The sequence below is a fragment of the Siccirubricoccus deserti genome (assembly GCF_014283215.1).
Classification (GTDB): domain Bacteria; phylum Pseudomonadota; class Alphaproteobacteria; order Acetobacterales; family Acetobacteraceae; genus Siccirubricoccus; species Siccirubricoccus deserti.
Genome location: NZ_JACOMF010000021.1, coordinates 60,303 through 83,200, shown reverse-complemented (window position 1 = coordinate 83,200; position 22,898 = coordinate 60,303). Strand labels below are relative to the sequence as shown.

Annotated in this window: 20 protein-coding genes and 1 tRNA gene; 12 read left to right on the top strand and 9 right to left on the bottom strand. The window is 70.4% G+C overall.

Features of this window, described 5'->3' with window-relative positions; translation table 11 throughout:
* Window positions 1-238 precede the first annotated feature (238 nt).
* Both H7965_RS17060 and pdeM read left to right on the top strand, forming a co-directional pair.
* Window positions 239-2,818 (top strand): ligase-associated DNA damage response DEXH box helicase, encoded by a 2,580-nt coding sequence (locus H7965_RS17060; protein WP_186771792.1) that lies wholly within the window; start codon window positions 239-241, stop codon window positions 2,816-2,818.
* A complete protein-coding gene (pdeM, locus tag H7965_RS17055) occupies window positions 2,815-3,513 on the top strand; it encodes a ligase-associated DNA damage response endonuclease PdeM (protein ID WP_186771791.1) in 699 nt (232 codons plus the stop codon). The genes H7965_RS17060 and pdeM overlap by 4 nt, the downstream gene beginning before the upstream one ends.
* A 186-nt stretch (window positions 3,514-3,699) precedes the next feature.
* On the opposite strand, the gene H7965_RS17050 is transcribed toward pdeM, so the two are convergent.
* Complete coding sequence (locus tag H7965_RS17050) at window positions 3,700-4,788, bottom strand: hypothetical protein (protein ID WP_186771790.1); 1,089 nt, start codon at window positions 4,786-4,788, stop codon at window positions 3,700-3,702.
* Window positions 4,789-4,926: 138 nt separating this feature from the next.
* Window positions 4,927-6,084, bottom strand: a complete 1,158-nt coding sequence (locus tag H7965_RS17045) for a polysaccharide pyruvyl transferase family protein (RefSeq protein ID WP_186771789.1) — start codon at window positions 6,082-6,084, stop codon at window positions 4,927-4,929.
* A gap of 432 nt (window positions 6,085-6,516) precedes the next feature.
* Between H7965_RS17045 and kdsA the strand changes: the two genes are divergently transcribed.
* From kdsA to H7965_RS17010, 7 genes are read left to right on the top strand one after another with little or no spacing between them, the layout of a single operon-like run.
* Window positions 6,517-7,362, top strand: coding sequence for a 3-deoxy-8-phosphooctulonate synthase (gene kdsA, locus H7965_RS17040; RefSeq protein ID WP_229682671.1), 846 nt, complete (start codon window positions 6,517-6,519; stop codon window positions 7,360-7,362).
* Window positions 7,363-7,371: 9 nt separating this feature from the next.
* Window positions 7,372-8,109, top strand: coding sequence for a 3-deoxy-manno-octulosonate cytidylyltransferase (locus tag H7965_RS17035; RefSeq protein ID WP_186771787.1), 738 nt, complete (start codon window positions 7,372-7,374; stop codon window positions 8,107-8,109).
* A 3-nt stretch (window positions 8,110-8,112) separates the two neighbouring features.
* Window positions 8,113-9,126: a KpsF/GutQ family sugar-phosphate isomerase gene (locus H7965_RS17030; protein WP_186771786.1), complete on the top strand. Its 1,014-nt coding sequence runs from the start codon at window positions 8,113-8,115 to the stop codon at window positions 9,124-9,126.
* 52 nt (window positions 9,127-9,178) lie between these two features.
* Window positions 9,179-10,225 (top strand): MBL fold metallo-hydrolase, encoded by a 1,047-nt coding sequence (locus H7965_RS17025; protein WP_186771785.1) that lies wholly within the window; start codon window positions 9,179-9,181, stop codon window positions 10,223-10,225.
* A 20-nt stretch (window positions 10,226-10,245) separates the two neighbouring features.
* A complete protein-coding gene (locus H7965_RS17020; protein WP_186771784.1) occupies window positions 10,246-11,565 on the top strand; it encodes a flavin monoamine oxidase family protein in 1,320 nt (439 codons plus the stop codon).
* 9 nt (window positions 11,566-11,574) lie between these two features.
* Window positions 11,575-12,285, top strand: a complete 711-nt coding sequence (locus tag H7965_RS17015) for a M20/M25/M40 family metallo-hydrolase (protein WP_186771783.1) — start codon at window positions 11,575-11,577, stop codon at window positions 12,283-12,285.
* 13 nt (window positions 12,286-12,298) lie between these two features.
* Window positions 12,299-13,207 (top strand): DMT family transporter, encoded by a 909-nt coding sequence (locus H7965_RS17010; protein WP_186771782.1) that lies wholly within the window; start codon window positions 12,299-12,301, stop codon window positions 13,205-13,207.
* Here H7965_RS17010 and H7965_RS17005 read toward each other — a convergent pair whose 3' ends face one another.
* Genes H7965_RS17005 through H7965_RS30395 form a run of 4 tightly spaced genes read right to left on the bottom strand, consistent with a single transcriptional unit; the run spans window position 13,208 to window position 16,279 of the window.
* Window positions 13,208-14,386, bottom strand: a complete 1,179-nt coding sequence (locus tag H7965_RS17005) for an LLM class flavin-dependent oxidoreductase (protein ID WP_186771781.1) — start codon at window positions 14,384-14,386, stop codon at window positions 13,208-13,210.
* On the bottom strand, window positions 14,383-15,159 hold the full coding sequence (locus tag H7965_RS17000) for an alpha/beta fold hydrolase (RefSeq protein WP_186771780.1): 777 nt from the start codon (window positions 15,157-15,159) through the stop codon (window positions 14,383-14,385). The genes H7965_RS17005 and H7965_RS17000 overlap by 4 nt, the downstream gene beginning before the upstream one ends.
* Window positions 15,156-16,130: a Bug family tripartite tricarboxylate transporter substrate binding protein gene (locus tag H7965_RS16995; protein ID WP_186771779.1), complete on the bottom strand. Its 975-nt coding sequence runs from the start codon at window positions 16,128-16,130 to the stop codon at window positions 15,156-15,158. Before H7965_RS16995 ends, H7965_RS17000 begins: the two co-directional genes overlap by 4 nt.
* Window positions 16,127-16,279: a hypothetical protein gene (locus H7965_RS30395; RefSeq protein WP_222440665.1), complete on the bottom strand. Its 153-nt coding sequence runs from the start codon at window positions 16,277-16,279 to the stop codon at window positions 16,127-16,129. The genes H7965_RS16995 and H7965_RS30395 overlap by 4 nt, the downstream gene beginning before the upstream one ends.
* Window positions 16,280-16,333: 54 nt before the next feature.
* On the opposite strand from H7965_RS30395, the gene H7965_RS16990 reads away from it, so the two are divergent.
* The gene (locus tag H7965_RS16990) at window positions 16,334-17,656 is read left to right on the top strand and encodes an APC family permease (protein WP_222440664.1); all 1,323 of its coding nucleotides are present in this window, start codon (window positions 16,334-16,336) and stop codon (window positions 17,654-17,656) included.
* A gap of 20 nt (window positions 17,657-17,676) precedes the next feature.
* Here the strand turns inward: H7965_RS16990 and glmS are convergent, their stop codons facing one another.
* Window positions 17,677-19,500, bottom strand: coding sequence for a glutamine--fructose-6-phosphate transaminase (isomerizing) (gene glmS, locus H7965_RS16985; RefSeq protein ID WP_186771777.1), 1,824 nt, complete (start codon window positions 19,498-19,500; stop codon window positions 17,677-17,679).
* Window positions 19,501-20,835, bottom strand: coding sequence for a bifunctional UDP-N-acetylglucosamine diphosphorylase/glucosamine-1-phosphate N-acetyltransferase GlmU (gene glmU, locus H7965_RS16980; protein WP_186771776.1), 1,335 nt, complete (start codon window positions 20,833-20,835; stop codon window positions 19,501-19,503).
* 163 nt (window positions 20,836-20,998) lie between these two features.
* Here glmU and gph point away from each other — a divergent pair, with 163 nt between their 5' ends.
* Window positions 20,999-21,670: a phosphoglycolate phosphatase gene (gene gph, locus H7965_RS16975; RefSeq protein ID WP_186771775.1), complete on the top strand. Its 672-nt coding sequence runs from the start codon at window positions 20,999-21,001 to the stop codon at window positions 21,668-21,670.
* On the opposite strand, the gene H7965_RS16970 is transcribed toward gph, so the two are convergent.
* Window positions 21,617-22,462, bottom strand: coding sequence for a DUF3108 domain-containing protein (locus H7965_RS16970; RefSeq protein ID WP_186771774.1), 846 nt, complete (start codon window positions 22,460-22,462; stop codon window positions 21,617-21,619). The two genes, gph and H7965_RS16970, sit on opposite strands and share 54 nt — an antisense overlap.
* A 96-nt stretch (window positions 22,463-22,558) precedes the next feature.
* On the opposite strand from H7965_RS16970, the gene H7965_RS16965 reads away from it, so the two are divergent.
* A tRNA-Val gene (locus H7965_RS16965) sits at window positions 22,559-22,633 on the top strand.
* Window positions 22,634-22,898 lie beyond the last annotated feature (265 nt).

Sequence of the window (22,898 nt, the reverse complement as noted above, 5' to 3'; positions counted from 1 at the left end):
CGAGTAGTGGCTGCCATAGGCAGGCAGTGCCGTCCGCCCCACCGCAAGCGCCTCACCGGCCACCCGCAGCGCCGACTTCGAAAGCGTCCGCATCGACCACCTCCGGACCGCTCATCCCAAGATAGCCGCCCAAAGTACCCAGCCAAGCCAGGGTTTCAACAGAGCAATCGGCGCTCTGACGCGGGACCACCATCGACGGGCTTTCCGATCCCGCCGGGCGCCGCCATATTGGCGGCGCATGGGAACATTGCCAGAACCTTTCGCCGCCTGGTTTGCCGGCCGCGGCTGGACCCCGCGGCCGCACCAGCTTGCCCTGTTGCGGGCGGCGGAAGCGGGGGAGAGCGCCCTGCTTATCGCCCCGACCGGCGGCGGCAAGACCCTGGCCGGCTTCCTGCCAAGCCTGATCGCGCTTGGCCGGACGTCGCGCCCGAACGGGCCGGGCGCGCTGCACACCCTCTACGTCTCGCCGCTGAAGGCGCTGGCAGTCGATATCGCCCGCAACCTGCTGGCCCCGGTCGAGGAGATGGGCCTGCCCATCCGCATCGAGACCCGCACCGGCGACACCCCGCAGAACCGCCGTAGCCGGCAGCGCGAGGATCCGCCGCACATCTTGCTGACCACACCGGAAAGCCTGCTGCTGCTGCTCGCCGCGCCGGAGGCCGCGGCGTTCTTCGCCGGCCTCGGCGCGGTGGTGGTGGATGAGATCCACGCCCTGGCCGGGACCAAGCGCGGCGACCAGCTCGCACTGGGCCTGGCTCGGCTGGCCCGGCTGGCCCCGGCGGCGCGGCGGGTCGGGCTGTCCGCCACCGTCGCCCATCCGGAACCACTGCGCGCCTTCCTCTCCCCCGGCGGTGCGCCCGGCGAGGTCCGACTGATGCAGGTGAAAGGCGGCGCCGCGCCCGAGCTTTCGGTGATGCTGCCGGAAGGCCATCTGCCCTGGGGCGGCCATATGGGCCTCGCCAGCGCGCCCGAGATCTACCGCCGCATCCGTGATGCGCGCGTCACCATCGTCTTCGTCAACACCCGCGCCCAGTCGGAGCTGATCTTCCAGGCGCTGTGGCGGCTGAACGACGACAACCTGCCCATCGCCCTGCATCACGGCAGCCTGACAGTCGAGCAGCGCCGCAAGGTGGAAGCCGCGATGGCCGCTGGAAAGCTGCGGGCGGTGGTGGCGACCGCCTCGCTCGACCTTGGCATCGATTGGGGCGACGTCGACCAGGTGATCCAGGTCGGCGCGCCGAAGGGCGTGGCGCGACTGCTGCAGCGGGTCGGCCGCGCCAACCACCGGATGGATGAGCCTTCCCGCGCCATCCTGGTTCCCGCCAACCGCTTCGAGATGATCGAATGCGCCGCGGCGCTGGAGGCGGTGCGGCATGAGGAGCTGGACGGCGACCCGCCGCGCCCCGGCGGGCTCGACGTGCTGGCGCAGCATATCCTGGCCATGGCCTGCCATGCCCCCTTCCACCCGGACGCGCTCTTCGCCGAAGTGACCCGCGCCGCGCCCTATGCCGCCCTCTCCCGCCGCGAGTTCGACGATGTGCTGCGCTTCGTCGAGGATGGCGGCTATGCGCTGCGCAGCTACGACCGCTTCCGCAAGCTGTTCCGCGATGCCGAAGGCATGGTGCATGTGCGCGACCAGCGGGTGGCGCGGCAGCTGCGGATGAACCTCGGCACCATCGTCGAGAGCCCGATGCTGAAGGTGCGGCTGCGCGGCGGCCCGGTGCTCGGCGAGGTGGAGGAGTGGTTCATCTCCACCCTACTGCCGGGCGATTGCTTCATCTTCGCCGGCCAGACACTGCGCTTCGAGGCGCTGGACGCGATGACCGCCGTGGTCTCCCGCGGCGGTGAGGGCGAGCCGCGGGTGCCGGCCTATGCCGGCGCGCGGCTGCCGCTCAGCACCTGGCTGGCGGCCCGGGTGCGGGAGATCCTGCACGACCCGAAGAAATGGCGTCTGCTGCCCGCGCCGGTGCGCGAGTGGCTGCAGCTGCAACGCCGGCAATCGGCCCTGCCCGCGCCGGACGGGCTGCTCATAGAAACCTTCCCGCGCGGCGGCCGCTGGTTTCTCGTCGCCTATTGCTTTGAGGGGCGGCTGGCGCACCAGACCCTCGGCATGCTGGTGACCAAGCGGATGGAACGCGCCGGCTTCGGCCCGCTCGGCTACCTTGCCACTGATTACGTACTGGCGGCCTGGTCGGCCTTCGAGCCGACCGATGTCGAGACCCTGTTCGAGGAGGACATCCTCGGCGAGGAGCTGGAGGAGTGGATGGCGGAAAGCTCCATGCTCCGCCGCACCTTCCGCAACATCGCCACCATTGCCGGGCTGATCGAGAAGAACCATCCGGGCCAGGAGAAGCGTCCCCGCCAGATGACCATGAATGCCGATCTGATCTACGACGTGCTGCGCAAGCACGAACCCGACCATGTGCTGCTGCGGGCGACGCGGCAGGAGGCGGCGGGTGGTCTCACTGATGTCGCGCGCATCGGGTTGCTGCTGGCCCGCGCCCGGGGCCGTATCCGCCACCTGCGGCTCGATCGCGTCTCGCCGTTGGCGGTGCCGGCGCTGATCGAGGAGGGGCGCGAATGGGTCGCCGGCGGCGCCGAGGATGCGTTGCTGGCCGAGGCGGAAGCGCTGGTCGAGGACGTCACCGGCGGCGCCGAGCATTTCGTTGGGCTACTCGCCGAGGTGACCGAGGGCGTGCGCATCCGCCCCGGTGTGGTCGACAAGCCGCGGCATGGCGGCAAGGCGGGCACACGCGGCGACCGGCCGCGCCATGCCCGCTTCATCCGCAGCGTACCGAAGCATATGGGCCGCGCATGACGCCGGCGCCGATCCACATCGCCGGCGAACGACTGATGCTCGACCCCGCCGGCGCGCTGGTCTGGCCGGGACGCAAGCTCCTGGTGGTGGCCGACCTGCATCTGGAAAAGGGCAGCGCCTTCGCCGCCGCCGGCCGCCTGCTGCCGCCCTATGACACGCGGGAGACGCTGCAGCGCTTGCAGTTGCTGCTGCGGCGCTGGCGGCCGGCGCGCGTCCTCGCGCTGGGCGATAGTTTCCACGATGCCGGCGGCGCGGCCCGGCTGCCGGCCGGTGAGGCGGAGGCGCTGCACCGCATGCTGGCGGGCACGGAGATGCTCTGGGTGCTCGGCAACCATGACCCGGTGGCGCCGGCCGGGCTGCCGGGGGCGGCGATGGAGGAGTTCGCCGACGGCCCGCTGGTGTTCCGCCATGAAGCGCGGCGCGGGCCGGTGAAGCCGGGCGAGATCTCCGGCCATTTTCACCCCAAGGCGACCATGCCCACCCGCTGCGGCGGCATCACCCGGCCGTGCTTCGTGGCCGATGCCTGGCGGGTGATGCTGCCGGCCTTCGGTGCCTATGCCGGCGGGCTGGATGCGGCGGATCCGGCCGTGGCCGGACTGTTCCCGCGCGGCGCGCGGCTCTTCCTGCTGGGGCGGGAAAGGCTGTTCAGCATGGCGGCGGGGCCGGTGCGGCAGCGGCGGATGGCCGAGGGCTAGAGTGGATCTACGGAGGGTGCGAATCGGCTCTAGCAAGCTGTTGAAAAGGCAGGCAACGCTCCTGACCGCCATCTCCTTTCGTGGCCGGGCTTGACCCAGCCATCACCAGCCAGCCGAATATCTGGATGCGCGCGTCAAGCCGGCGCATGACAGAATGGGGACGCGCCGCATTCTTTCCGCAGCCTGCTATATCGCCCCTTGCATGAGCATGTCCGCGCTCGGGAAGCCGAGGCACAGGAAGGCTTCGGGATCCTTGGCCGCTTTGATGTAGCTGGCATCGCGCCAGCCGCCCTCCGCAGCGTGCTGCAGCATCTCCAGCCGCAGCATGCAGGCCTTGGTCAGCTGCCCCATGTTGACGAACTCATTCGCCGAATGCCAGCTGGTGAAGCGCCATATCGCGCCGGCACGGCGCGCGATGTCCTTGGCGATGAGGAAGACCGTCTCCGCTTCCTCCCGCTGGCCCAGCCTCCACAGCGCGCTGCCGAGGTGGAACACCGCCTTCAGCGTGTTGCCCGCCTGGGCTGGCGACTGCACCACCAATTCCCACCTGGCGACAACCTGACGGAGCTGGTCGAGACAGGCCTCCGGCCTGCCGTTCAGGATCTGCAGGTAGTGGACGACCATAATGAGTGAAATGAACCAGCGATACTTCGGCTCGGTGTCGCAGGTTTCGAGCGCGGCGAGGACCGGCCCGGCCTCGCGGATGATCTCCTCGGCATCAGCGGTACCGCCGCTGGTATTGTCGAGGATCCGGTAGCCGAGGATGGTCAGCGCCGCGGCGCAGAGCACCGCCTCGTGGCGATGCCGGTCGAGGAACCGCCTGGCGTGATAGGCCACGGTCTCCGGGTCCGGATGGCGCCGGCCGGGATCCTGCACATGATGAAAGAATTGCGTGCGGCTCTTGTAGAACATCGCCAGCGGCAGCATGCGCGGCGCCACCTCGAGCCGGGCCGAGACGCCAGCCGGGTTGCGGATCATGAAGGACTGCTGCGCCGCCCGGTGCAGGATGGCGTTCCAGGGCTTGGCGCGATGCAGTTCGAAGGTAATGCGGCTCGGCGCCTCCCTGGTCGCAGCGATGCCGCCGAAATCGATCTCCGTCGCGCCGGCCAGCAGGATGAGGCGGAATGGCCCGCGAAATTCCGCGGCGGGGCGCAGCCAGCCGGCGGCATAGGGCCTGCCGTCGCGGATGGCGGCGATATCGACCCTTCCCTCCAGCAACACGGGTGCGTCCGAGGCTGCCGTCGTCAGCGGGAGCGTCGTCACCTCGTCGGCCATCCATGCCCATTCCGATCAGAGCCTGCCCACCAGGCCCTACCGTGGACTGCATTCGGCCTGAACCCTGCCTGATCCGAACGACTTCGCCGGAGCCGATGCCGCCGGCCGCGAGATACCGGTACCCGCATCCGCCGCCGCTTACGGTGCCGCGGCCAAATCGTACAGGAATTTCGCCGGCGTCAGCCCATTCGCCTCAAGGAATTCGATGTAGGTCCGAACCTTGGCCAGCCGGTGCCGGTCATAGGCCGCGGGGTCGAATTTCACCATCTGGCGGATGGAGGTGCGGGTCAGCGGGCGGGTGGCCAGATCCTCGGCGGTCAGGAAGGGAACGCCGGTCTGCATGCAGAGCTCCTGGGTCCGCGAATCGATGGTGACGGTCACCCCCATCCGCTCGGCCTGCAGCGCCAGCGCGGTGCCGTGGTAGCGCGGCCCGATCGTCAGATCCGCCTCGCGCAGGCTGTCCATCCAGGCGTTCACGTCGAAGAAGGCGCGGGCATAGGTCCGGCACCAGCTCTTGAACTCCTCCATCGTGTAGTGCGGGCACAGGTAGGCGCGGATCTGCTCCAGCGTCTCAGGCGCGACCTTGTCGAAGTCATGGCGCGCCAGCAGGACCAAATCCTCCTCCGACTGGACGATGTACTGGCCGAAGCTGCGCGGGTCCTGCATCAGCGCAATGAGCTGCTGCTCGACGATGCGGGCCTTGGCCCATTTCTGGTGGCCGCCAGCGACCGAGATGGAGCGTGGCACCGGGTGCTCGGTCCAGGCGGCATGGATGCGCTTGCCGAGGTCGCGGGCCGGGTTGATGAAATGCGAGGGGCAGCCGCCGACCACGGTGTCGCGGATATCGAACCGTTCCAGCTGCTGCGAGGTGTAGGGCCCGCGGGTGTAGATGTTGGACAGGCTGCTGGTCGGCCGGCTCTCGTTGATCGCCTGGACCCAGCGCAGGGTGCCATCGCTCAGCGTGATGTCCGCGGTGATGGATTCGGATTGCGCGCCGAGCCCGATGGCCACCACCGGCTTCCCTGCTTCCCGCAGCAATTCGGCGTGACGGCCGAGGTCGGTGTGCTTGCCAAGCTGATTGGCGCAAGGAATGACGACAATGTCGATATCCTTGAACCGGTCGGCCCGTGCATGCCACGGAAGAACAGTAACAGTATCGGCAATGTGGCTCAGAATGGCGTAGATGAAGGCAAGGTTTCCGGTATTCAGACCCGTCTGCCGGTACAGATCGGCCGTCGGCCGGGTGCTGTACAATCCCATGTTGATGTGCTCGCCGAGGACAGCAACCTTCGTCATATTTTAATCCTCCGAAGTCCTGATAGCGCCGCTCGAAAAACGCTGCTGTCGCTGGGCGGCCGATCGCCGGGGCGCCAGTGCCGCATGGAATTGGCTCCGTATGCGCACACCCTATCGCGAGGCAAGGCAAGAAATGCTCTTGTTCCCTCCACGAAGCAACTGACATAAATCTGCTTGACGACCCAGAGGCACTCGGCCATCCACCATCCTGATGCTTTGCCGGGTGCCGCAGCCGAGATTGCCGAAGCGCCTGCCGCCTGCCCTCCTGACGGCATCGTTCGGCCCGGCAGCATATCGTGGCCCGTACCCCCTGGTTGCAATAGGCATGCATCGATGATGCCAGGTTCGGATCGGGCAACACTGTCCCGCCCAACCTCCTGGCCCGCCGGTCCGGAATCAGGACCCCGAACCGGCCTTGAAAGGACCAAGCTTGTGAGTGCCAAACCCGATCCGGTCATCACCCTCGGCAGCGTCCACTTCGGCAATCACCTGCCGCTGGCGCTCATCGCCGGTCCCTGCCAGATGGAAAGCCGCGCTCACGCGCTGGAGATGGCGGCGGCGCTCAAGGAGATCACCGGCAAGCTCGGCATCGGGCTGGTCTACAAATCCAGCTTCGACAAGGCCAACCGCACCAGCGCCAGCGGCGCCCGCGGCATTGGCCTGGCCGGCGCCCTGCCGGTGTTTGCCGAGATCCGCGAGACCCTCGGCCTGCCGGTGCTGACCGATGTGCATGACGCATCGCAATGCGCCTCGGTGGCGGAGGCGGTGGATGTACTGCAGATCCCCGCCTTCCTCTGCCGCCAGACCGACCTGCTGCTGGCCGCCGCCGCCACCGGCCGCGTCGTCAATATCAAGAAGGGCCAGTTCCTGGCGCCCTGGGACATGAAGAACGTCCTCGCCAAGGTGACCGGCGCCGGCAACACCCGCGTCATGGCGACCGAACGCGGCGTCTCCTTCGGCTACAACACCCTGGTCTCCGACATGCGCGCCCTGCCGATCATGGCGGCCATGGGCGCGCCGGTGGTGTTCGACGCGACCCATTCGGTGCAGCAGCCGGGTGGCCAGGGCACCTCCTCCGGCGGGCAGCGGGAATTCGTCGGCGTGCTTACCCGCGCCGCGGTCGCCATCGGCGTCGCCGGGCTGTTCGTCGAGACCCACCCCGACCCCGACAACGCCCCGTCGGACGGCCCCAACATGATCGCGCTGCGGGATTTCCCGGCCCTGATCGCCGATTTGATGGAGTTCGACCGGCTGGCGAAGCGCCGCGCCGCGCAATAGATCCTGGCCATGACCCCCATCGTCCTGATCCCGGCCCGCCTTGCCGCGACGCGCCTGCCGAACAAGCCGCTGGCCGATATCCATGGCGTGCCGATGATCGTCCATGTGCTGCGGCGGGCGCAGGAGGCCGATTGCGGCCCGGTCGCCATCGCCACCGACACACCGGCCATTGCCGATGCCGTGCGCACCGCCGGCGGGCTGGCGGTGATGACCCGGGCCGACCACCCCTCCGGCTCCGACCGCATCCAGGAAGCGCTGGACCAGCTCGATCCGGATGGCCGCTACGACGCGGTGCTCAACGTCCAGGGCGACCTGCCGACCATCGACCCGCGCGCCATCCGCATCGCCCTCGCCCCGCTGGAGACGCCGGAGGTGGCGCTCGCCACACTGGTGACGGAAATCGTGCGGGCCGAAGAGCGTACTGCTTCCCATGTCGTGAAGATGGTCGGCACACCGCTCGGCCATGGCCGCCACCGCGCGCTCTATTTCACCCGCGCCACCGCCCCCTGGGGCGAGGGGCCGCTGTACCATCATATCGGCCTTTATGCCTGGCGGCGGGCGGCACTGGCCCGCTTCGTCGCACTGCCGCCCTCCATGCTTGAGCAGCGGGAGAAGCTGGAACAGCTCCGCGCATTGGAGGCCGGCATGCGGATCGACGCGATGGAGGTGGATGTCGTCCCGCTCGGGGTCGACACGCCCGATGATCTCGAACGCGCGCGATCCCTGCTCGCGCCGAAGGAACGGTAGAGTATGAGCGTGGAACGCAAGCAGGTCGGCACCACCGCCACCCCGCAGGACGCCGCCCGAATCCGTGCGACCGGTGCCCGGACCCTGGCAGTGGGCCAGGCCGGCGTACAGGCGCTGGCCGAGGCGCTGGACGGCGCGCTGGGCGAGGCCTTCGTCGCCGCGGTCGAGACCATCGTGGCCAGCCCTGGCCGGGTGGTCGTCACCGGCATGGGCAAGAGCGGCCATGTCGGCACCAAGATCGCCGCGACCATGGCCTCCACCGGGACGCCAGCCTTCTTCCTGCATCCGGCGGAGGCCAGCCACGGCGACCTCGGCATGCTGGCCGCGGCGGATGTCGTGCTGGCGCTGTCCTGGTCCGGTGGCACGGCGGAGCTGCGCGACATCATCCACTACTCACGCCGGCACGGGCTTCGCCTCATCGCCGTGACTGGCGGGGCCAACAGCGCCCTGGCCAGGGCGGCCGACATCCTGCTGCTGCTGCCGCCGGTGACCGAGGCCTGCCCGCATGGGCTGGCGCCGACCACCTCCACCCTGATCCAGATGGCGCTGGGTGATGCGCTGGCCATGGCGCTGCTGGAACGCCGCGGCTTCACCCCGGCCGAGTTCGCCCAGTTCCACCCCGGCGGCAAGCTCGGTGCCCAGCTGATGACGGTGGGCGAGCTGATGCAGAAGGCCCCCGATCTGCCACTGGTGCCGGCGGATGCGACCATGTCCTGCGCCATACTGGCGATGACCGGCCACAGCCTGGGCTGCGCCGTCGTCACCGATGCGACGGGCGCGCTGGCCGGCCTGATCACCGATGGCGACCTGCGCCGGCATATGCATGACGGCATCCTGCGCCGGCCGGTCGCCGAGGTGATGACGCGCCAGCCGCTGACCACCACCGCGGACCGCATTGCCAGCGCCGCGCTGAAGGATATGAACACACGGAAGGTCAGCCAGCTGGTGGTGGTGGAAGACGCCAAGCCGGTCGGCGTGCTGCACCTGCATCATCTGTTGTCGGCCGGCGTGGCCTGAGGACTCCCGGCGGGGTCGCCTGACCTGCCCACCCGGGTGTAGCCTACCCCTCATGCCCGACCTGCCCTCGCCACCTCTGGCCCGCCCCCTGGCGCCCGAAGCCCCCGCCCCCGGCGAGGTCCGCGTGCTGCAACCCGGCCTGCTCCGGGTGCGCATGCCGCTGCCCTTCCCCCCCGGCCATGTGAACATCTGGCTGCTGGAACATGACGGCGGCTGGCTGGCGATCGACACCGCCATCTCCGGCCGTACCACGCGGGAGCTGTGGGACCAGGTGCTGGCCCGGCCGGAGCTAGGCGGCCGGCCGCTGACCGCGCTGCTGGTCACCCATTTCCACCCCGACCACATCGGCCTGACCGGATGGCTCTGCGAGCGCTTCGGCATATTGCCGATGATGACCCGCATCGAATGGCTGATGGCCCGCGCCCTCTGGTATGACAGCGGGCCGGACATGATGGCGCAGCAGATCGCCCATTACACCCGTGCCGGCTGCGCGCCGGAGTATCTCAGCTTCGTCGAGAGCCGCGGCGCGCTCTACCAGCGCGCGGTGGGGGAGTTGCCGCGCAGCTTCCATGCGCTGAAGGACGGCCGCACGGTCACCATCGGCGGCGGCGAGTGGCGGGTGATGACCGGCGCCGGCCATGCCCCGGACATGGCGACGCTCTACAGCGCCGAACGCGGCGTACTGATCTCCGCCGACCAGATCCTGCCGCGCATCTCGCCCTACATCGGCCTGCATCCCGGCGAGCCAGAGGCGGATCCGCTGGGCGATTTCCTCGCCAGCAACGAACGCTTCCAGGCCCTGCCGGAGGATACGCTGGTGCTGCCCTCGCATGGCGAGCCCTTTGCCACCCTGCACCGCCGGCTGGACATGCTGGCAGCCCACCATGCCGAACGCCTCGACACCCTGGCCGAGGCCTGCCGCGAGCCGCTGACCGCCTTCGAGGCGGCGCAGATCCTCTTCCCCCGCGCCACCGGCGAAACGACGCAGATCGGCTTCACCGTCGGCGAGACGCTGGCGCATCTGCGGCGGCTGCAGCGCCAGGGGCGGGTGGCGATGGAGGCCGCGCCGGACGGGATCTGGCGCTTCCGCAGCCGGTGAGCGCAGCAGGCCGCCCTGCCGTGCCCGATGGCCGGAACGGCGACAGCCGCGCAGGGCTGAATCGGTCGCGCCTGGCCAGCAGCGCGCTCGACGCGGATGTCCTGGTGGTCGGCGCCGGCGCCGCCGGAATTGCCGCGGCGCGGCGGCTGCGCGAGTTGGGTCGCTCCTGCCTGGTGCTGGAGGCCGGGGCGCGGGTCGGTGGCCGGGCCTGGACCGATGCGGCCGGGCTCGACCTCGGCGCCTCCTGGCTGCATGTGGCGGAGCACAATCCGCTGACGCCGCTGGCCCGGACGCTCGGCTTCACTCTCCACGACGACGGCAGGCGGCAACGCGACCTGCTGCTGGCGCACGGCGGCCGCCTGGCGACGCCGGAGGAACGCGCCGCCTATGACGCCGCCTGCGAGGCCTGGGAGGCCGCTGCCGCCACCCACGCGGCCATGGGCGGTCCCGACATCCCGCTGGCCGAGGCGGTGCCGCGCGGCGGGCCCTGGGACGCCACCGTCACCCATTGGTTCGGCGCCATCATTAACGGCATCGAGGCCACCCGCAGCAGCCTGCAGGATTATGCCGCGACCTTGCTGGAGGGACAGAACCTCCAGCTGCGGGAGGGCATCGGCACGCTGCTCGCCCGGCTGGCGGAGGGGCTGCCGCTGCGGCTGGCAACGCCGGCGCTGCGGATCATCGATGGCCAGGTGGTGGAGACCCCGGCTGGGCCGCTGCAGGCGCGGGCGGTGATCGTCACCGTCTCCACCGGGGTGCTGGCGGATGCTCCCGCTGGCGGCGGCTTGCGCTTCGACCCGCCCTTGCCGGCGGAGGTACGGGCGGCGATCGCCGGCCTGCCGCTGGCGCCGGTGATGAAGGTGGCGCTGCGGGTGGTGGGGGAGGAACGGTTCGGCCTGCGCCCTTTCGCCCGGCTGAGCCGGATGGTGGAGGGGGCGGAGGACCGACCCATCTCCTGGATGCTCTGGCCCTTCGGCCGGCCCTGGGCGGTGGGCTACCTCGGCGGCCGGCTTGCGGAATCCATGCCCGATGCCGGCACCGCCGAAGCCGCAGCGCGGGCCGAGCTGGCGCGCTACTTCGGTGCCGAGACCGTCGCCCGCAGCTTCCCCGAAGCCGCGACGGTGGCGCATTGGGCGGCCGATCCGCTGTTCCGCGGCGGCTACAGCTATGCCCGCGTCGGCGCCGCCGGGGCACGTGCGGTGCTGGCCGGAGCGGCGCTGGCGGAAGGCCGGCTGCGCTTCGCCGGCGAGGCCTGCCACAGCCGCTACGCCGGCACCGTCGGTGGCGCCTGGGACAGCGGCGTGCGGGCGGCGGAGGCGACCCATGCGGCGCTCGGCTGATTTCTTCGCGTGAATCCGGCCTGCAAAGCCCGCCCATTCACTGCATGCTGCGGCGATGACGCACCCGGCCGCGCCTCCGTCGCCGCCCTGGCGCTGCTGACCGAGCACCGCGCGCTGTGGCCGGGCGAGGCAGTGCTGACCCTGGCCGGCGACGAGGAGAGCATGGGCCCGCTCGGCACCCCATGGCTGACGGACGACGTGCCGCCCGCCGTCACCGCCGCCATCGCCGCGGCCCGGCCGATCAGCGAGCCGCTGTCGGGCGCGGGCGAGGCCGAGGTGTCCGGCAGCGTCACCGTGGATATCGGCCGTATCGAGGGCGGTGCCTCGGCGAACCTCGTGCCCGCTCTGGCGTGGGCCGGCGCCGACATCCGGCTGCTGGTCGGCGTCTCCTGCACCACCGCCGAGGCGGCCCTGGATGGGCGGGAGGGCATCACTTGGCGTATCCTGCGCCGCTTCGAGCCGAACCACACCGGCCTGGACCATGAGACCGTCTGCCACGCCGCCGCGGTGGTGGCGGAGGCGCAGGGCGTGCCCTGCGCCGTCAGCCTGCGCGTCGGCGGGTCTGAGGCGCGGTTGTTCCGCATGGCCGGGCTGCCGGCGATCGTCTATGGGCCAACGCCGCACAACATGGGCGGCGCCGATGAATACGTGCTGGCCGAGGAACTGGCGCAGGTGTCGCAGGCGCAGGCGCTGACCGCGCTCGACTTCCTCGCCACCTGAAGGGAACCGCATCATGTCCGAGGAAGGGCTGCGCGCCGCGACCCTGGGCCTGTCGCGCCTCGCCGGCGCCAGCCCGACGGTGCGGGCCATGCTGTGGATGCTGGCCTGCGGCGTGCTGTTCATCCTGCTGAACGGGTTGCTGCGGCTGCTGGCACAGCAGCTGGACCCATTCGTTGCCGGCTTCCTGCGCTACACCGCCGGGGTGGTGGTGATGATCCCCTTCATCTGGCGCGCCGGGCTTGCCGCCTATCGGCCCCACACCCTGCCGGGCCAGGTCTGGCGCGGTGCGCTGCATACCAGCGGGCTGCTGCTGTGGTTCTTCGCGGTGCCGCATGTGCCGCTGGCGCAGATCACCGCGCTCGGCTTCACCACGCCGCTCTTCATCATGCTCGGCGCCATGATCTTCCTGAAGGAACGCATGGTGGTGGCGCGCTGGGTGGCGGCGGTGATCGGATTCGCCGGCGTGCTGGTGGTGGTGGCGCCTGATCTCTCGGGCAGCGGCGGCGTCTACAACCTGATCCTGCTGGCCTCGGCGCCGCTGTTCGCCGCCTCCTTCCTCATCACCAAGGCGATGACGCGGCGCGACCCGGCGCATGTGATCGTGGTCTGGCAGTCGATCATGGTGGCGCTGTTCAGCCTGCCCTTCGCCCTGGCCCACTGGGAATGGCCGACATCCGGGCAGTGGGCGCTGTTCCTGCTCTCCGGCGCGCTCGGCAGCGCCGGGCATGTCTGCCTGACGCGCGCCTTCGCGCTGGCCGACATGTCGGTGGTGCAGCCGATCAAATTCCTCGAACTGGTCTGGGCGGCGTTGTTCGGCTTCGCCGTCTGGGGCGAGGTGCCGGGCGAGGCCACCTTCATCGGCGGCCTGATCATCTTCGCCAGCACCACCTGGATCGCCCGCCGGGAAGCGCGGCGGCGCTGATCACGCAGCGGCGACGCGTGGTACCTCACCGGGCACGGCGCCCTTCAACGCCGGCATGACCTCGCGGGCGAAGAGCTCGAGGTTCTTCCGCGTCAGCTCATGCGGCAGCGTGCCGAAATGCAGCCCGGCCATGACCAAGTTGAAGCCGCCGCGCCGCTGGTACTCGGCCAGCAGCTCGATCACCGTCTGCGGGCTGCCGCAGATGAAGGTGCCCTGCTCCAGCATCTGCTCCATCGTCCGGTAGCCGCCGGTGATGGTCTTGCGGGAGTTGATCAGCCCTTTCATCGAAGCCAGCGAGGTATAGCCCGGTGGCAGCAGCATCTCCTGCGGCATGCGGAGGAACTTGTTGGCGAAGCTCTCGATATGCGGCCTGGCCTCCCGGCGGGCGGCCTCATCGGTCTCGGCGACATAGATCTTGATCGACCAGCCGAGCTGGTCAGGGCTCGACTGGTAGCCCTGGCGCAGCGCCTCGTCGCGGTAGCCCTGCATCGTCCGGAACAGCGTCGCCGCAGGCGCGGCGGTCTGCAGGTAGACGTAGCGGCGGTCCGGGGCGGCGGCAAATTCGATGGTCTCGCGCGAGCCCTGGGAGGGAATCCAGATCGGCGGATGCGGCTCCTGGTAGACCCGCGGCCAGAGATTCACATGCGGGAAATGATAGTATTTCCCCTCGAAGGTGAAGGGGCCGGGCTTCGTCCAGGCCTGCACGATCAGGTCATGCGCCTCATGGAAGCGGGCATGGCTCTCGGTCGGGTTCACCGCCAGGGAATGGTATTCGGCGCCGATGCCGCGCACGAAGCCGGTGATGATCCGGCCGCGGGTGACATTGTCCAGCACCGCGAATTCCTCGGCGACGGATAGCGGGTTGGCCAGCACCGGCAGGGCGCGGCCGAGGATCGCGATCTTCGCGGTCGCCGGGATGCGCCGCGCGAGCATGCCGGCGAAGACATTCGGGCAGGGCATGAGGCCATAGGCGTTCTGGTGGTGCTCGTTGACGCCAATGCCTTCGAAGCCCAGCTCGGCCGCGTATTCCAGCTCATCCAGGTAGCGGTTGTAGAGCTCGGCGCCAAGCTCCGGGTCGTAGTAGTCGTTCGGCAGGGTGACCCAGGAGGATCTGTGGATCTTGTCATAATCGGGATCGAGCGGCGCATAGGGCATCAGGTGGAAGAAGAAGAACCTCATCGGCCGATCCTCGCGGTGAAATCCTCAAGCAGGGTGCAGAACGCGTCCATCTTCTCGGACTGCGGCGAATGGCCGCAATCGGGGAAGACATGCACCTCGCTGCCGGGGATGCGGCCGCCCCAATGCGCGGCGTAGACCTGCGGCAGGTAGCGGTCCTCGGCGCCCCAGGCGACCAGGGTCGGCACGTCGATCCGGTGCAGCCATTTCTCCAGATGCGGGTCGAACCAGCGCGGCGCCCAGGCCAGGCGGGCGGTGGCGAAGCGGTTCTTCAGGCGGCGATCCTGCTCCGCCTCATCCGGCTCGACCGCCAGCATGGCGTCGGCCAGGCTCTGGTCGTGGAACAGTGCGCGGGTCGCCTCCTCGTCGGTCCAGAGGAAGGTGTCAGGGCGCGGTACGCCCTTCATGTGCAGGCCGGCAGGGCCGATCAGGGTCAGGCTCGCCAGCCGGTCGGTGCTGCGCACCGCGGCTTCGGCGGCGACCCAGCCGCCCAGCGAGGCGCCCACCATATGCACCCCGCGCAGGTCGAGCGCCCGCAGCAGATCGAGCACGCAGTAGGCGACGTCGTGGATATTGTCGAACCACGCCGGCGTGTCGCTGCGGCCGAAGCCCGGGTGTTCCGGCGCGATGACGTCGAAGCGCCGCGCCAGCCGCTGCAGCGCAGGAGTCCAGCGCCCGCCGCCGCCGGCGCCATGCAGCCAGAGCAATGGCGGCCCCTCGCCGCCGCGCTGCAGGAAGATGCGGCAGCCGTTGATGGTGATGAATTCTTCTTTCACGCCGGGCGGATCCCTGTCTCTGCGATGGTCGAAGCCCAGGTGGCGCGCTCGGCGATCAGCATCGCGGCCAGTTCCTGCGACGTGCCACCCACCGGCTCGAAGCCGATGTTGCGCAGGCGCTCCGAAAGCTCCGGCGTGGCGACGGCGTTGCGCACCGCGGCGGCGATGGTGCCGACGATCGGCGCCGGGGTGTTGAGCGGCAGGAACACCGCCTGCCAGATCGCCGGCTCGAAGCCTGGAAAGCCGAGTTCGCCGAAGCTTGGCACATCGGGCAGCACGCCGAGCCTTCGCCTGCCGCTGACCGCCAGCGGCCGTAGCTGGCCATCGCGGAAGGAGCCGATGCCGGAGCCGCTGTCGAGGAAGGCGCAACGGATATGGTCGGCGGCCATGTCGCGAATCGCCGTCGGGCCGTTGCTGTAGTGGATCACCTCGACGCCGAGCCGCGCGCGGCGGCTCAGCAGCGCCGCATGCACATGGCTGGCGGTGCCATGGCCGTAGGTCGCCAGGGTGAAGCGCTCCGGTGTGGTGCGGGCGAGGGCGACGAAATCCGTGAAGCTGCGCGCCGGCACCTGCGGCGACACGCAGAGCACCGTCGCCGCCTGATGCACCTGCGACACCGGAATGAAGCTTCGCACGTCATAGGCGAGCGAAGGATCCACCAGCGGCGCCAGCAGGATCGAGGAGATGGCGCACATCAGGGTCTGACCATCCGGCCGCGCCCGTGCCGCGGCCAATATGCCGACCGCGCCGACGCCCTGCGGCTGGTTGTCGACAACGACGCTCTGCCCGAGGATCCCGGACAGCTTCTGCGCCAGCGCCCGCGCCACGATGTCGGCACCGCTGCCGGCGCCGTTCGGCAGGATCATGCGGATTGGCCGGTCCGGCCGCCATTCCTGGCCCTGCGCCGCGGCGGGGCCGGCGATGGCCGCGCCCAGGCCGGCCAGCAAGGGCCGGCGCCCCACTCCCCTCATGGGTTCTCCTCCCGGTATTCGCCCCAGTAGACCAGCACCGCCTTATGCTGGCCAGCCCTGGCGACACCACGATACGCTGGCCGGGTCACCAGCAGGGATGCTGCACCAGTGATCGAGCGGCGGCCTGCGTTCAGGTGCTCGTGGCGCATCGGCAAGGCTTCGGTCGCGCAGCCAGACGTTGCGAAATTCGATCGGAGGTCGAGGTGAGCGATCCAGCATCCGGCAATCCCACTCTGCGCCGCAGCATCGGGCCGTTTCAACTCTTCGCCTACACTCTGGGGGGCATGCTCGGCGCCGGAGTCTACGGGCTGATCGGCCGTGCCGCGGGCGAGCTCGGCGGCGCGGTCTGGCTCGGCTTCGCGGTGGCGATGGTCGCCGCGCTGCTCACCGGGCTCTCCTATGCCTCGCTCGGCTCGCGCTATCCACGGGCCGGCGGCGCCGCCTACATCACCCACCGCACCTTCCACCGGCCGCTGCTCACCTGGATGGTCGGGCTGGCGGTGATGGCCTCCGGCCTTACCTCGGTCGCCACCCAGTCATGGGTGGTGGCGGAGAACCTGCTGCGCCTCAACGCCGTGCCGGCGATCCCGCCGGTGCTGATCGCGCTCGGCTTCCTGCTGCTGATCGCCGGCGTGGTGTTCCGCGGCATCCGCGAGAGCATGTGGATCAACGTGCTCTGCACCATGGTGGAGGCGGGCGGGTTGCTGCTGGTGATCGCCGTTGGCCTGCCCTACTGGGGCGGCGCCGACCTGCTGGAGACGCCGAGCGCCGAGGGCATCGGCGCCGGGCTGCTGCTGCAGGGAGCGATCCTCACCTTCTTCGCCTTCATCGGCTTCGAGGATACGCTGAATGTCGCCGAGGAATGCCGCGACCCGCACCGCACCGTGCCGATCGGCATCGTCTCGGCGATGATCGCGGCGACGCTTCTCTACATGGCGGTTGCCGTCACCGCGGTGTCCGTCGTGCCGTGGCGGGAGCTCGCCGTCATGCCGGGGCCGCTCGCCGAGGTGATGAACCGTGCCGCGCCCTGGCTGCCTGGCTGGATCTATGTCGCGATCACCGTCTTCGCGGTCGCCAACACCGCGCTGCTGAACTACGTCACCGCCTCCCGCCTCACCTATGGCATGGCGCAGCATGGGCTGCTGCCGGCGGCGCTCGGCCGGGTGCATCCGCGAACCCGCACGCCGCATGTCGCGGTGGTGGCACTGTTCTTCGTGGTGATGGCACTGATGCTGGCCGGCAACATCACCCAGCTCGCCTCGGCGACAGTGCTGCTGCTGCTGGCGGTATTCACCGGCGTGAACATCGCGCTGCTGGTGCTGCAGAGGCGGCCGGGCGAGCCGAAGGGCGGCTTCGAGGTTCCGGCGGCGGTGCCGGCGCTGGGCGCCCTGGTCTGCGCGACTCTGCTGGCCAACCGCGTGACAAGCAGCGACTGGCACGCACCGGCGCTGGCCGGGGCGGTGCTGGTGGTGATCGCCGTGGCTTTCGCCGTGGTGCGGCCGCGCAATGTGGTGCCGGCGACGTAACAGGCGGCTCCCACCGCCGGCTATTCGACAGTGACGCTCTTCGCCAGGTTGCGCGGCTGGTCCACATCGGTGCCCTTCAGCACCGCCACGTGATAGGCCAGCAGCTGCACCGGAATGGCGTAGAGGATCGGCGTCGAGAAGGCGCCGACCTTCGGCAGCTCGATCACCTGCTCGGCGAAGCGCGACAGCGGGCCAACGCCATCCGCATCGGTGAAGGCCATGATCCTGCCGCCGCGCGCCGCGGCTTCCTGCAGGTTGCTCGCGGTCTTCTCGAACAGCGGGCCGGTGGGACAGAGCGCGATCACCGGCACGTTGCTGTCGATCAGCGCGATGGGCCCGTGCTTCATCTCGCCGGCGGCATAGCCCTCGGCATGGATGTAGCTGATCTCCTTCAGCTTCAGCGCGCCTTCGAGAGCGATGGGGTAGAGGCTGCCGCGGCCGAGGAACAGCACGTCCCGCGCCTTCGCCACCTCCACCGCCAGCGCCTGGATCTGCGCGTCGCAGGCGAGGATCTCGGCGGCCTGGCTCGGCACCTCCAGCAGCGCCTCGGTCAGCTTCGCCTCATCCGCCGCCGAGACATGGCCGCGGGCCCGGCCAAAGCCGATGGACAGGCAGGCCATGACCGCAAGCTGCGCGGTGAAGGCCTTGGTCGAGGCGACGCCGATCTCCGGCCCCGCCACCGTCAGCACCGCCGCGTCGCTCTCCCGCGCCATGGAGCTTTCCGGGACGTTGACCACGGCGAGGACGGACTGCTTCGCCTCGCGCAGCAACCGCAGCGCCGCCATGGTATCGGCGGTCTCGCCCGACTGGCTGACCAGGATGGCGGCGCCGCCCTCGGCCAGCGGCGGGTTGCGGTAGCGGAATTCGCTGGCGACATCCGCATCCACCGGCAGCCGCGCCAGCTGCTCGATCCAGTAGCGGCCGACGAGCCCGGCCAGGAAGGCGCTGCCGCAGGCGGAGATGGTGAGCCGCGGCACCACTGCCGGGTCGAAGGGCAGCCGCGGCAGCCGCACCGCCTGGGTGCCGGGGTCGAGGTATTGCCGCAGTGTGTCGCCCAGCACCGCCGGGTGCTCATGCAGCTCCTTCTCCATGAAGTGGCGGTGGTTGCCCTTGCCGACCGCGGCGCCGGAGACCGCGGTGGTCACCACCGGGCGCTCGACCGGCGCATGCGCGGCGTCGAAGAAGCGGGCGCCCCCGCCATCCAGCGCGACCCAGTCGCCTTCCTCGAGATAGGCGATGCGGCGGGTCAGCGGCGCCAGCGCCAGCGCGTCGGAGCCGATGAACATCTCGCCCTCGCCATAGCCGACCGCCAGCGGGGCGCCCTGCCGCGCCGCCAGCAGCAGCTTCGGATGGCCGGCGAAGATGGCGGCCAGGGCGAAGGCGCCATGCACCCGCTTCAGCGCGGCGGCGAAAGCCTCCGCCGGGGCCAGGCCATGGGCGAGGAAATCATCCACCAGGCGGACGAAGGTCTCGGTGTCGGTCTCGGTCTCGAACACCGCGCCCTTGGCTTCCAGCTCGGCGCGCAGCTCGGCGTGATTCTCGATGATGCCGTTGTGCACCACGGAGACGCGGTGGGTGCTGTGCGGATGGGCGTTGCGCTCGGTCGGCGCGCCATGCGTCGCCCAGCGGGTGTGGCCGATGCCGGTGGTGCCGGTCAGCGGCTCGCGGTCGAGCACGCCGGCGAGGTTGCCGAGCTTGCCCTCGGCGCGGCGCCGGTCGATCCGGCCATCGACCAGCGTGGCGATGCCGGCGCTGTCATAGCCGCGGTATTCCAGGCGTCGCAGCGCCTCCAGCAGCAACGGCGCGGCTTCGGCCTTGCCGACGACTCCGACGATTCCGCACATCTAGTTTGCTCCCTTCGGAGGCGTGGGAGGTCTTCCCTGCTTCCCGCGAAACCCCCGCCCCGGCTTCACCACCTGGCGACCGCGGGCGACCGCCATCGCATCCGCCGGCACATCCTCGGTGATGACGCTGCCGGCGGCGACCAGGGCACGGTCGCCGATGCTGACCGGCGCCACCAGCGCGGCATCGCTGCCGATGAAGGCGCCGGCGCCGATGCGGGTGCGATGCTTGGCGACGCCGTCGTAGTTGCAGGTGATGGTGCCGGCGCCGATATTGGCCCCGGCGCCAATCTCCGCATCTCCCAGATAGCTGAGGTGGTTGGCCTTGGCGCCTTCGCCGAGCAGCGCCGCCTTCAGCTCGACGAAATTGCCGACATGCGCGGCCGCCCCGATCTCGGTGCCCGGCCGCAGCCGCGCGAAGGGGCCGATGATGGCGCCGCGCCGGATCACGCAGCCTTCGAGGTGGGAGAAGGCACGAATCTCCACACCATCCTCCACCGCGACCCCCGGGCCGAAGACGACATTGGGGCCGACCGTCACATCCTCGCCCAGCCTGGTGTCCCAGGAGAAGAACACGGTCTCCGGCGCCACCAGGGTCGCCCCGCCCGCCATCGCCGCGGCGCGCAGCCGGGTCTGCAGCGTCGCCTCCAGCTGGGCCAGCTCGGCCCGGCTGTTGGCGCCGGCAAGGTCGGCTTCGGCGGCTTCCTCGGCAACCACGCGGCGGCCCTCGGCAACGGCCAGGGCGACGATGTCGGTCAGGTAGTACTCTCCCTTGGCGTTGTCCGGCCGCACCGCCTCCAGCCAGCGGAACAGGTCATTGGCCGGGGCGGCGACCACGCCCGCGTTGCAGAGGCCGACCGCGCGCTCCGCCGCATCGGCATCCGCCCATTCCACCACCCGCGCGACGTCGCCCGCCGCATCGGTCAGCACCCGGCCGTAGCGCCCGGGATCGGCTGGGCGCATCGCCAGCAGGGTGAGGCCGGCCTCGGTCCGGCGGTCCAGCAACCGCCGCAGCGTCGCTTCCGGGATCAACGGGTTGTCGGCGTAGAGCACCGCGACATCGCCTTCAAAGCCGCGCAGCAGCGGCGCCGCCTGCAATGCGGCATGGCCAGTGCCGAGGCGTTCCACCTGCACCACCGTGGCATGCGGCCGGGCGGCGGCCTCAAGCCCTGGCATCCCCGGCCCGACCACCACCACAATACGGGCGAAGACCTGCTCGCAGGCGGCGATAAGGTGGTTGAGCATGGGCCGGCCGGCCACGGGGTGCAGCGCCTTGGGCAGCGCGCTCCGCATGCGCGTGCCAAGTCCGGCGGCGAGGATGATGGCAGCGGCGGGCATCGCGGACTCCGATAGACTTGGGCGGGCGGCGCGGGCAAGGGTTGTGGGCGTTACCTTGGGTTGCCGGATGTGACCGGAAGTTTGACTGGAGGCAAGCGCCATACCGCGCCGTGCCACCCCCGGGCAGATTGCGCGCGGCGGCCGGGCAGGCCAGGGTGGCGCCATGCCTCCCCTCGCCGTCTTCGACCTCGACGGCACGCTGGTCGACAGCGCGCCCGACATCCATGCCGCGCTCGACCGGCTGATGGCCCGGCTCGACCGCCCACCCTTCGCCCGGCAGGAGGTGGTGCGGATGATCGGCGACGGCGTGCGGGTGCTGGTGGAGCGCGCCCTCGCCGCCCGTGGCCTGCCCTTCTCCGAGGCGGCGCTGGCCGGCTTCACCGCCGACTACACCGCCCGCGCCGCCGAGGCGACCGCGCCCTTCCCCGGCATTCCGGAGGCGCTCACCGCACTGGCGGCGGCGGGCTGGCGGCTCGCGGTCTGCACCAACAAGCCGGTGGCCGCGACCCTGGCGCTGCTGCGCGGCCTTGGCATCGAGGGCCGATTCGCCGCCATCGGCGGTGGCGACAGCTTTCCGGTCCGCAAGCCGGACCCTGGGCATCTGCTGGGCACGCTCGCCGCGGCCGGCGGCACGCCGGGCCGGGCGGTGATGATCGGCGACCACCGCAACGACGTGGCGGCGGCGGCCGGCGCCGGGGTGCCCTGCATCTTCGCCGGCTGGGGCTATGGGACGCCTGCCATGGCCGAGGGCGCCGCCGCCACCGCCGCGGCGCCAGCGGCGCTACCGGCGGCCCTGGCGGGATTGCGGGGGCGCCTGGGCGACATCGGTGGGTAGCGCGCCCCGCGGCGCGGCCTCCAACCCGACCAGCGTCGCCCGGATGGTGCCGAACCAGCGGGACGGCATCTCGACCAGCACCGGCAGCGGCGGCCGGCCGGGGGCGACGCCGGCCATCCAGACAGAGGCGGGCTGCGGCCGGCGTGCGTCCTCCGGGTCCTGGTCGCCGCGGAAGCCGGCGACGACCCGGCTTTCGAAGCCGCAGCGCAGCGCCTCCCCGGACCAGGCGCCGCCCGCCGGCAGCGGCGCGAAGCCGAGGGTCCACGCCGCGTAATCCGCCCGGCGGCGACCGTCGTAGACCGCGGCCTGCAGGTCGCAGCGGCCGGTCTCCGCCACCGCCCGGGTCAGCTTGGCCAGCGCCGAGAGCGCGTCCATCGTGCCGCGTTGCAGGGCATCCGGCACCGCCTCCCGCTCCGTCTCGTTCGGCGGCTCGATCGCCGAGAGGCGGGGGATGCCAGGTGGAACCCAATTCATCACCACATGCCGGCGGGTGCCGTGCCACATCCCCTCCACCCGGTAATGCGCCGGCATCGGCTCGGCGCCCTGCCAGCGGCCCTCGACGGAGGTGACCTGGTCGCCGGAGGAGAAAAGGCCAGCCACGCCCGTTGTGCGGATGCGGGTGCGAACCAGGTAGTTCGGCCCGCCGAGATCCAGCGTCACCTCCACCCGCATTACCGTGATGCCGGCGGCGCGCACTTCGTAATGCGCCAGCAGCGGTTGGGCGCCGGCCGCCGTCGGGAGAAGGGCGCCGAGGCAGAGGACGAGCAGGGGGATCAGCCCGCATTGCCGCATCGCGGCAGGCTACGCTCCGCGGGCCGGTGGCCACAACGCCGCTGATACGCAGCGGCTTGACACTCCCCCGTGTGCCGCCTATCCACCCGGCCTCTCGGGCGCGTAGCTCAGCGGGAGAGCATTCGCTTCACACGCGAAGGGTCACAGGTTCAATCCCTGTCGCGCCCACCACCTTCCCTCGCCTCCTGAGGCCAGGAATTTTCTCCGAACGCGAACACGATGGCTTGCTGTCCGTCCTGCCACTTCCGTGGCGTATGGGAGGCTGGGCATCGTTGACGCCTCGCAGAGTGTTGTTCCAAGAACGATCCGAGTGATTGGATTTGGCACCCAAAAGTAGAAATGATGCCGTCTCCATGATCGCTCGGAGACGCTGTGCCTCGTTGGAGACAGACCGCGGCCCGCATGCCCTTCGCCAGCGCCAGGCCGGAGGCAGCTA

Coding starts and splice junctions, on each gene's coding strand:
- pdeM (WP_186771791.1), top strand. CDS start 2,815: ATGACGCCGGCGCCGATCCACATCGCCGGCGAACGACTGATGCTCGAC.
- glmU (WP_186771776.1), bottom strand. CDS start 20,835: ATGCCCGCCGCTGCCATCATCCTCGCCGCCGGACTTGGCACGCGCATG.
- H7965_RS16995 (WP_186771779.1), bottom strand. CDS start 16,130: ATGAGGGGAGTGGGGCGCCGGCCCTTGCTGGCCGGCCTGGGCGCGGCC.
- H7965_RS17030 (WP_186771786.1), top strand. CDS start 8,113: ATGAGCGTGGAACGCAAGCAGGTCGGCACCACCGCCACCCCGCAGGAC.
- H7965_RS17035 (WP_186771787.1), top strand. CDS start 7,372: ATGACCCCCATCGTCCTGATCCCGGCCCGCCTTGCCGCGACGCGCCTG.
- H7965_RS17005 (WP_186771781.1), bottom strand. CDS start 14,386: ATGAGGTTCTTCTTCTTCCACCTGATGCCCTATGCGCCGCTCGATCCC.
- glmS (WP_186771777.1), bottom strand. CDS start 19,500: ATGTGCGGAATCGTCGGAGTCGTCGGCAAGGCCGAAGCCGCGCCGTTG.
- H7965_RS17060 (WP_186771792.1), top strand. CDS start 239: ATGGGAACATTGCCAGAACCTTTCGCCGCCTGGTTTGCCGGCCGCGGC.
- gph (WP_186771775.1), top strand. CDS start 20,999: ATGCCTCCCCTCGCCGTCTTCGACCTCGACGGCACGCTGGTCGACAGC.
- H7965_RS17045 (WP_186771789.1), bottom strand. CDS start 6,084: ATGACGAAGGTTGCTGTCCTCGGCGAGCACATCAACATGGGATTGTAC.
- H7965_RS17050 (WP_186771790.1), bottom strand. CDS start 4,788: ATGGCCGACGAGGTGACGACGCTCCCGCTGACGACGGCAGCCTCGGAC.
- H7965_RS17025 (WP_186771785.1), top strand. CDS start 9,179: ATGCCCGACCTGCCCTCGCCACCTCTGGCCCGCCCCCTGGCGCCCGAA.
- H7965_RS30395 (WP_222440665.1), bottom strand. CDS start 16,279: ATGCGCCACGAGCACCTGAACGCAGGCCGCCGCTCGATCACTGGTGCA.
- H7965_RS17010 (WP_186771782.1), top strand. CDS start 12,299: ATGTCCGAGGAAGGGCTGCGCGCCGCGACCCTGGGCCTGTCGCGCCTC.
- H7965_RS16970 (WP_186771774.1), bottom strand. CDS start 22,462: ATGCGGCAATGCGGGCTGATCCCCCTGCTCGTCCTCTGCCTCGGCGCC.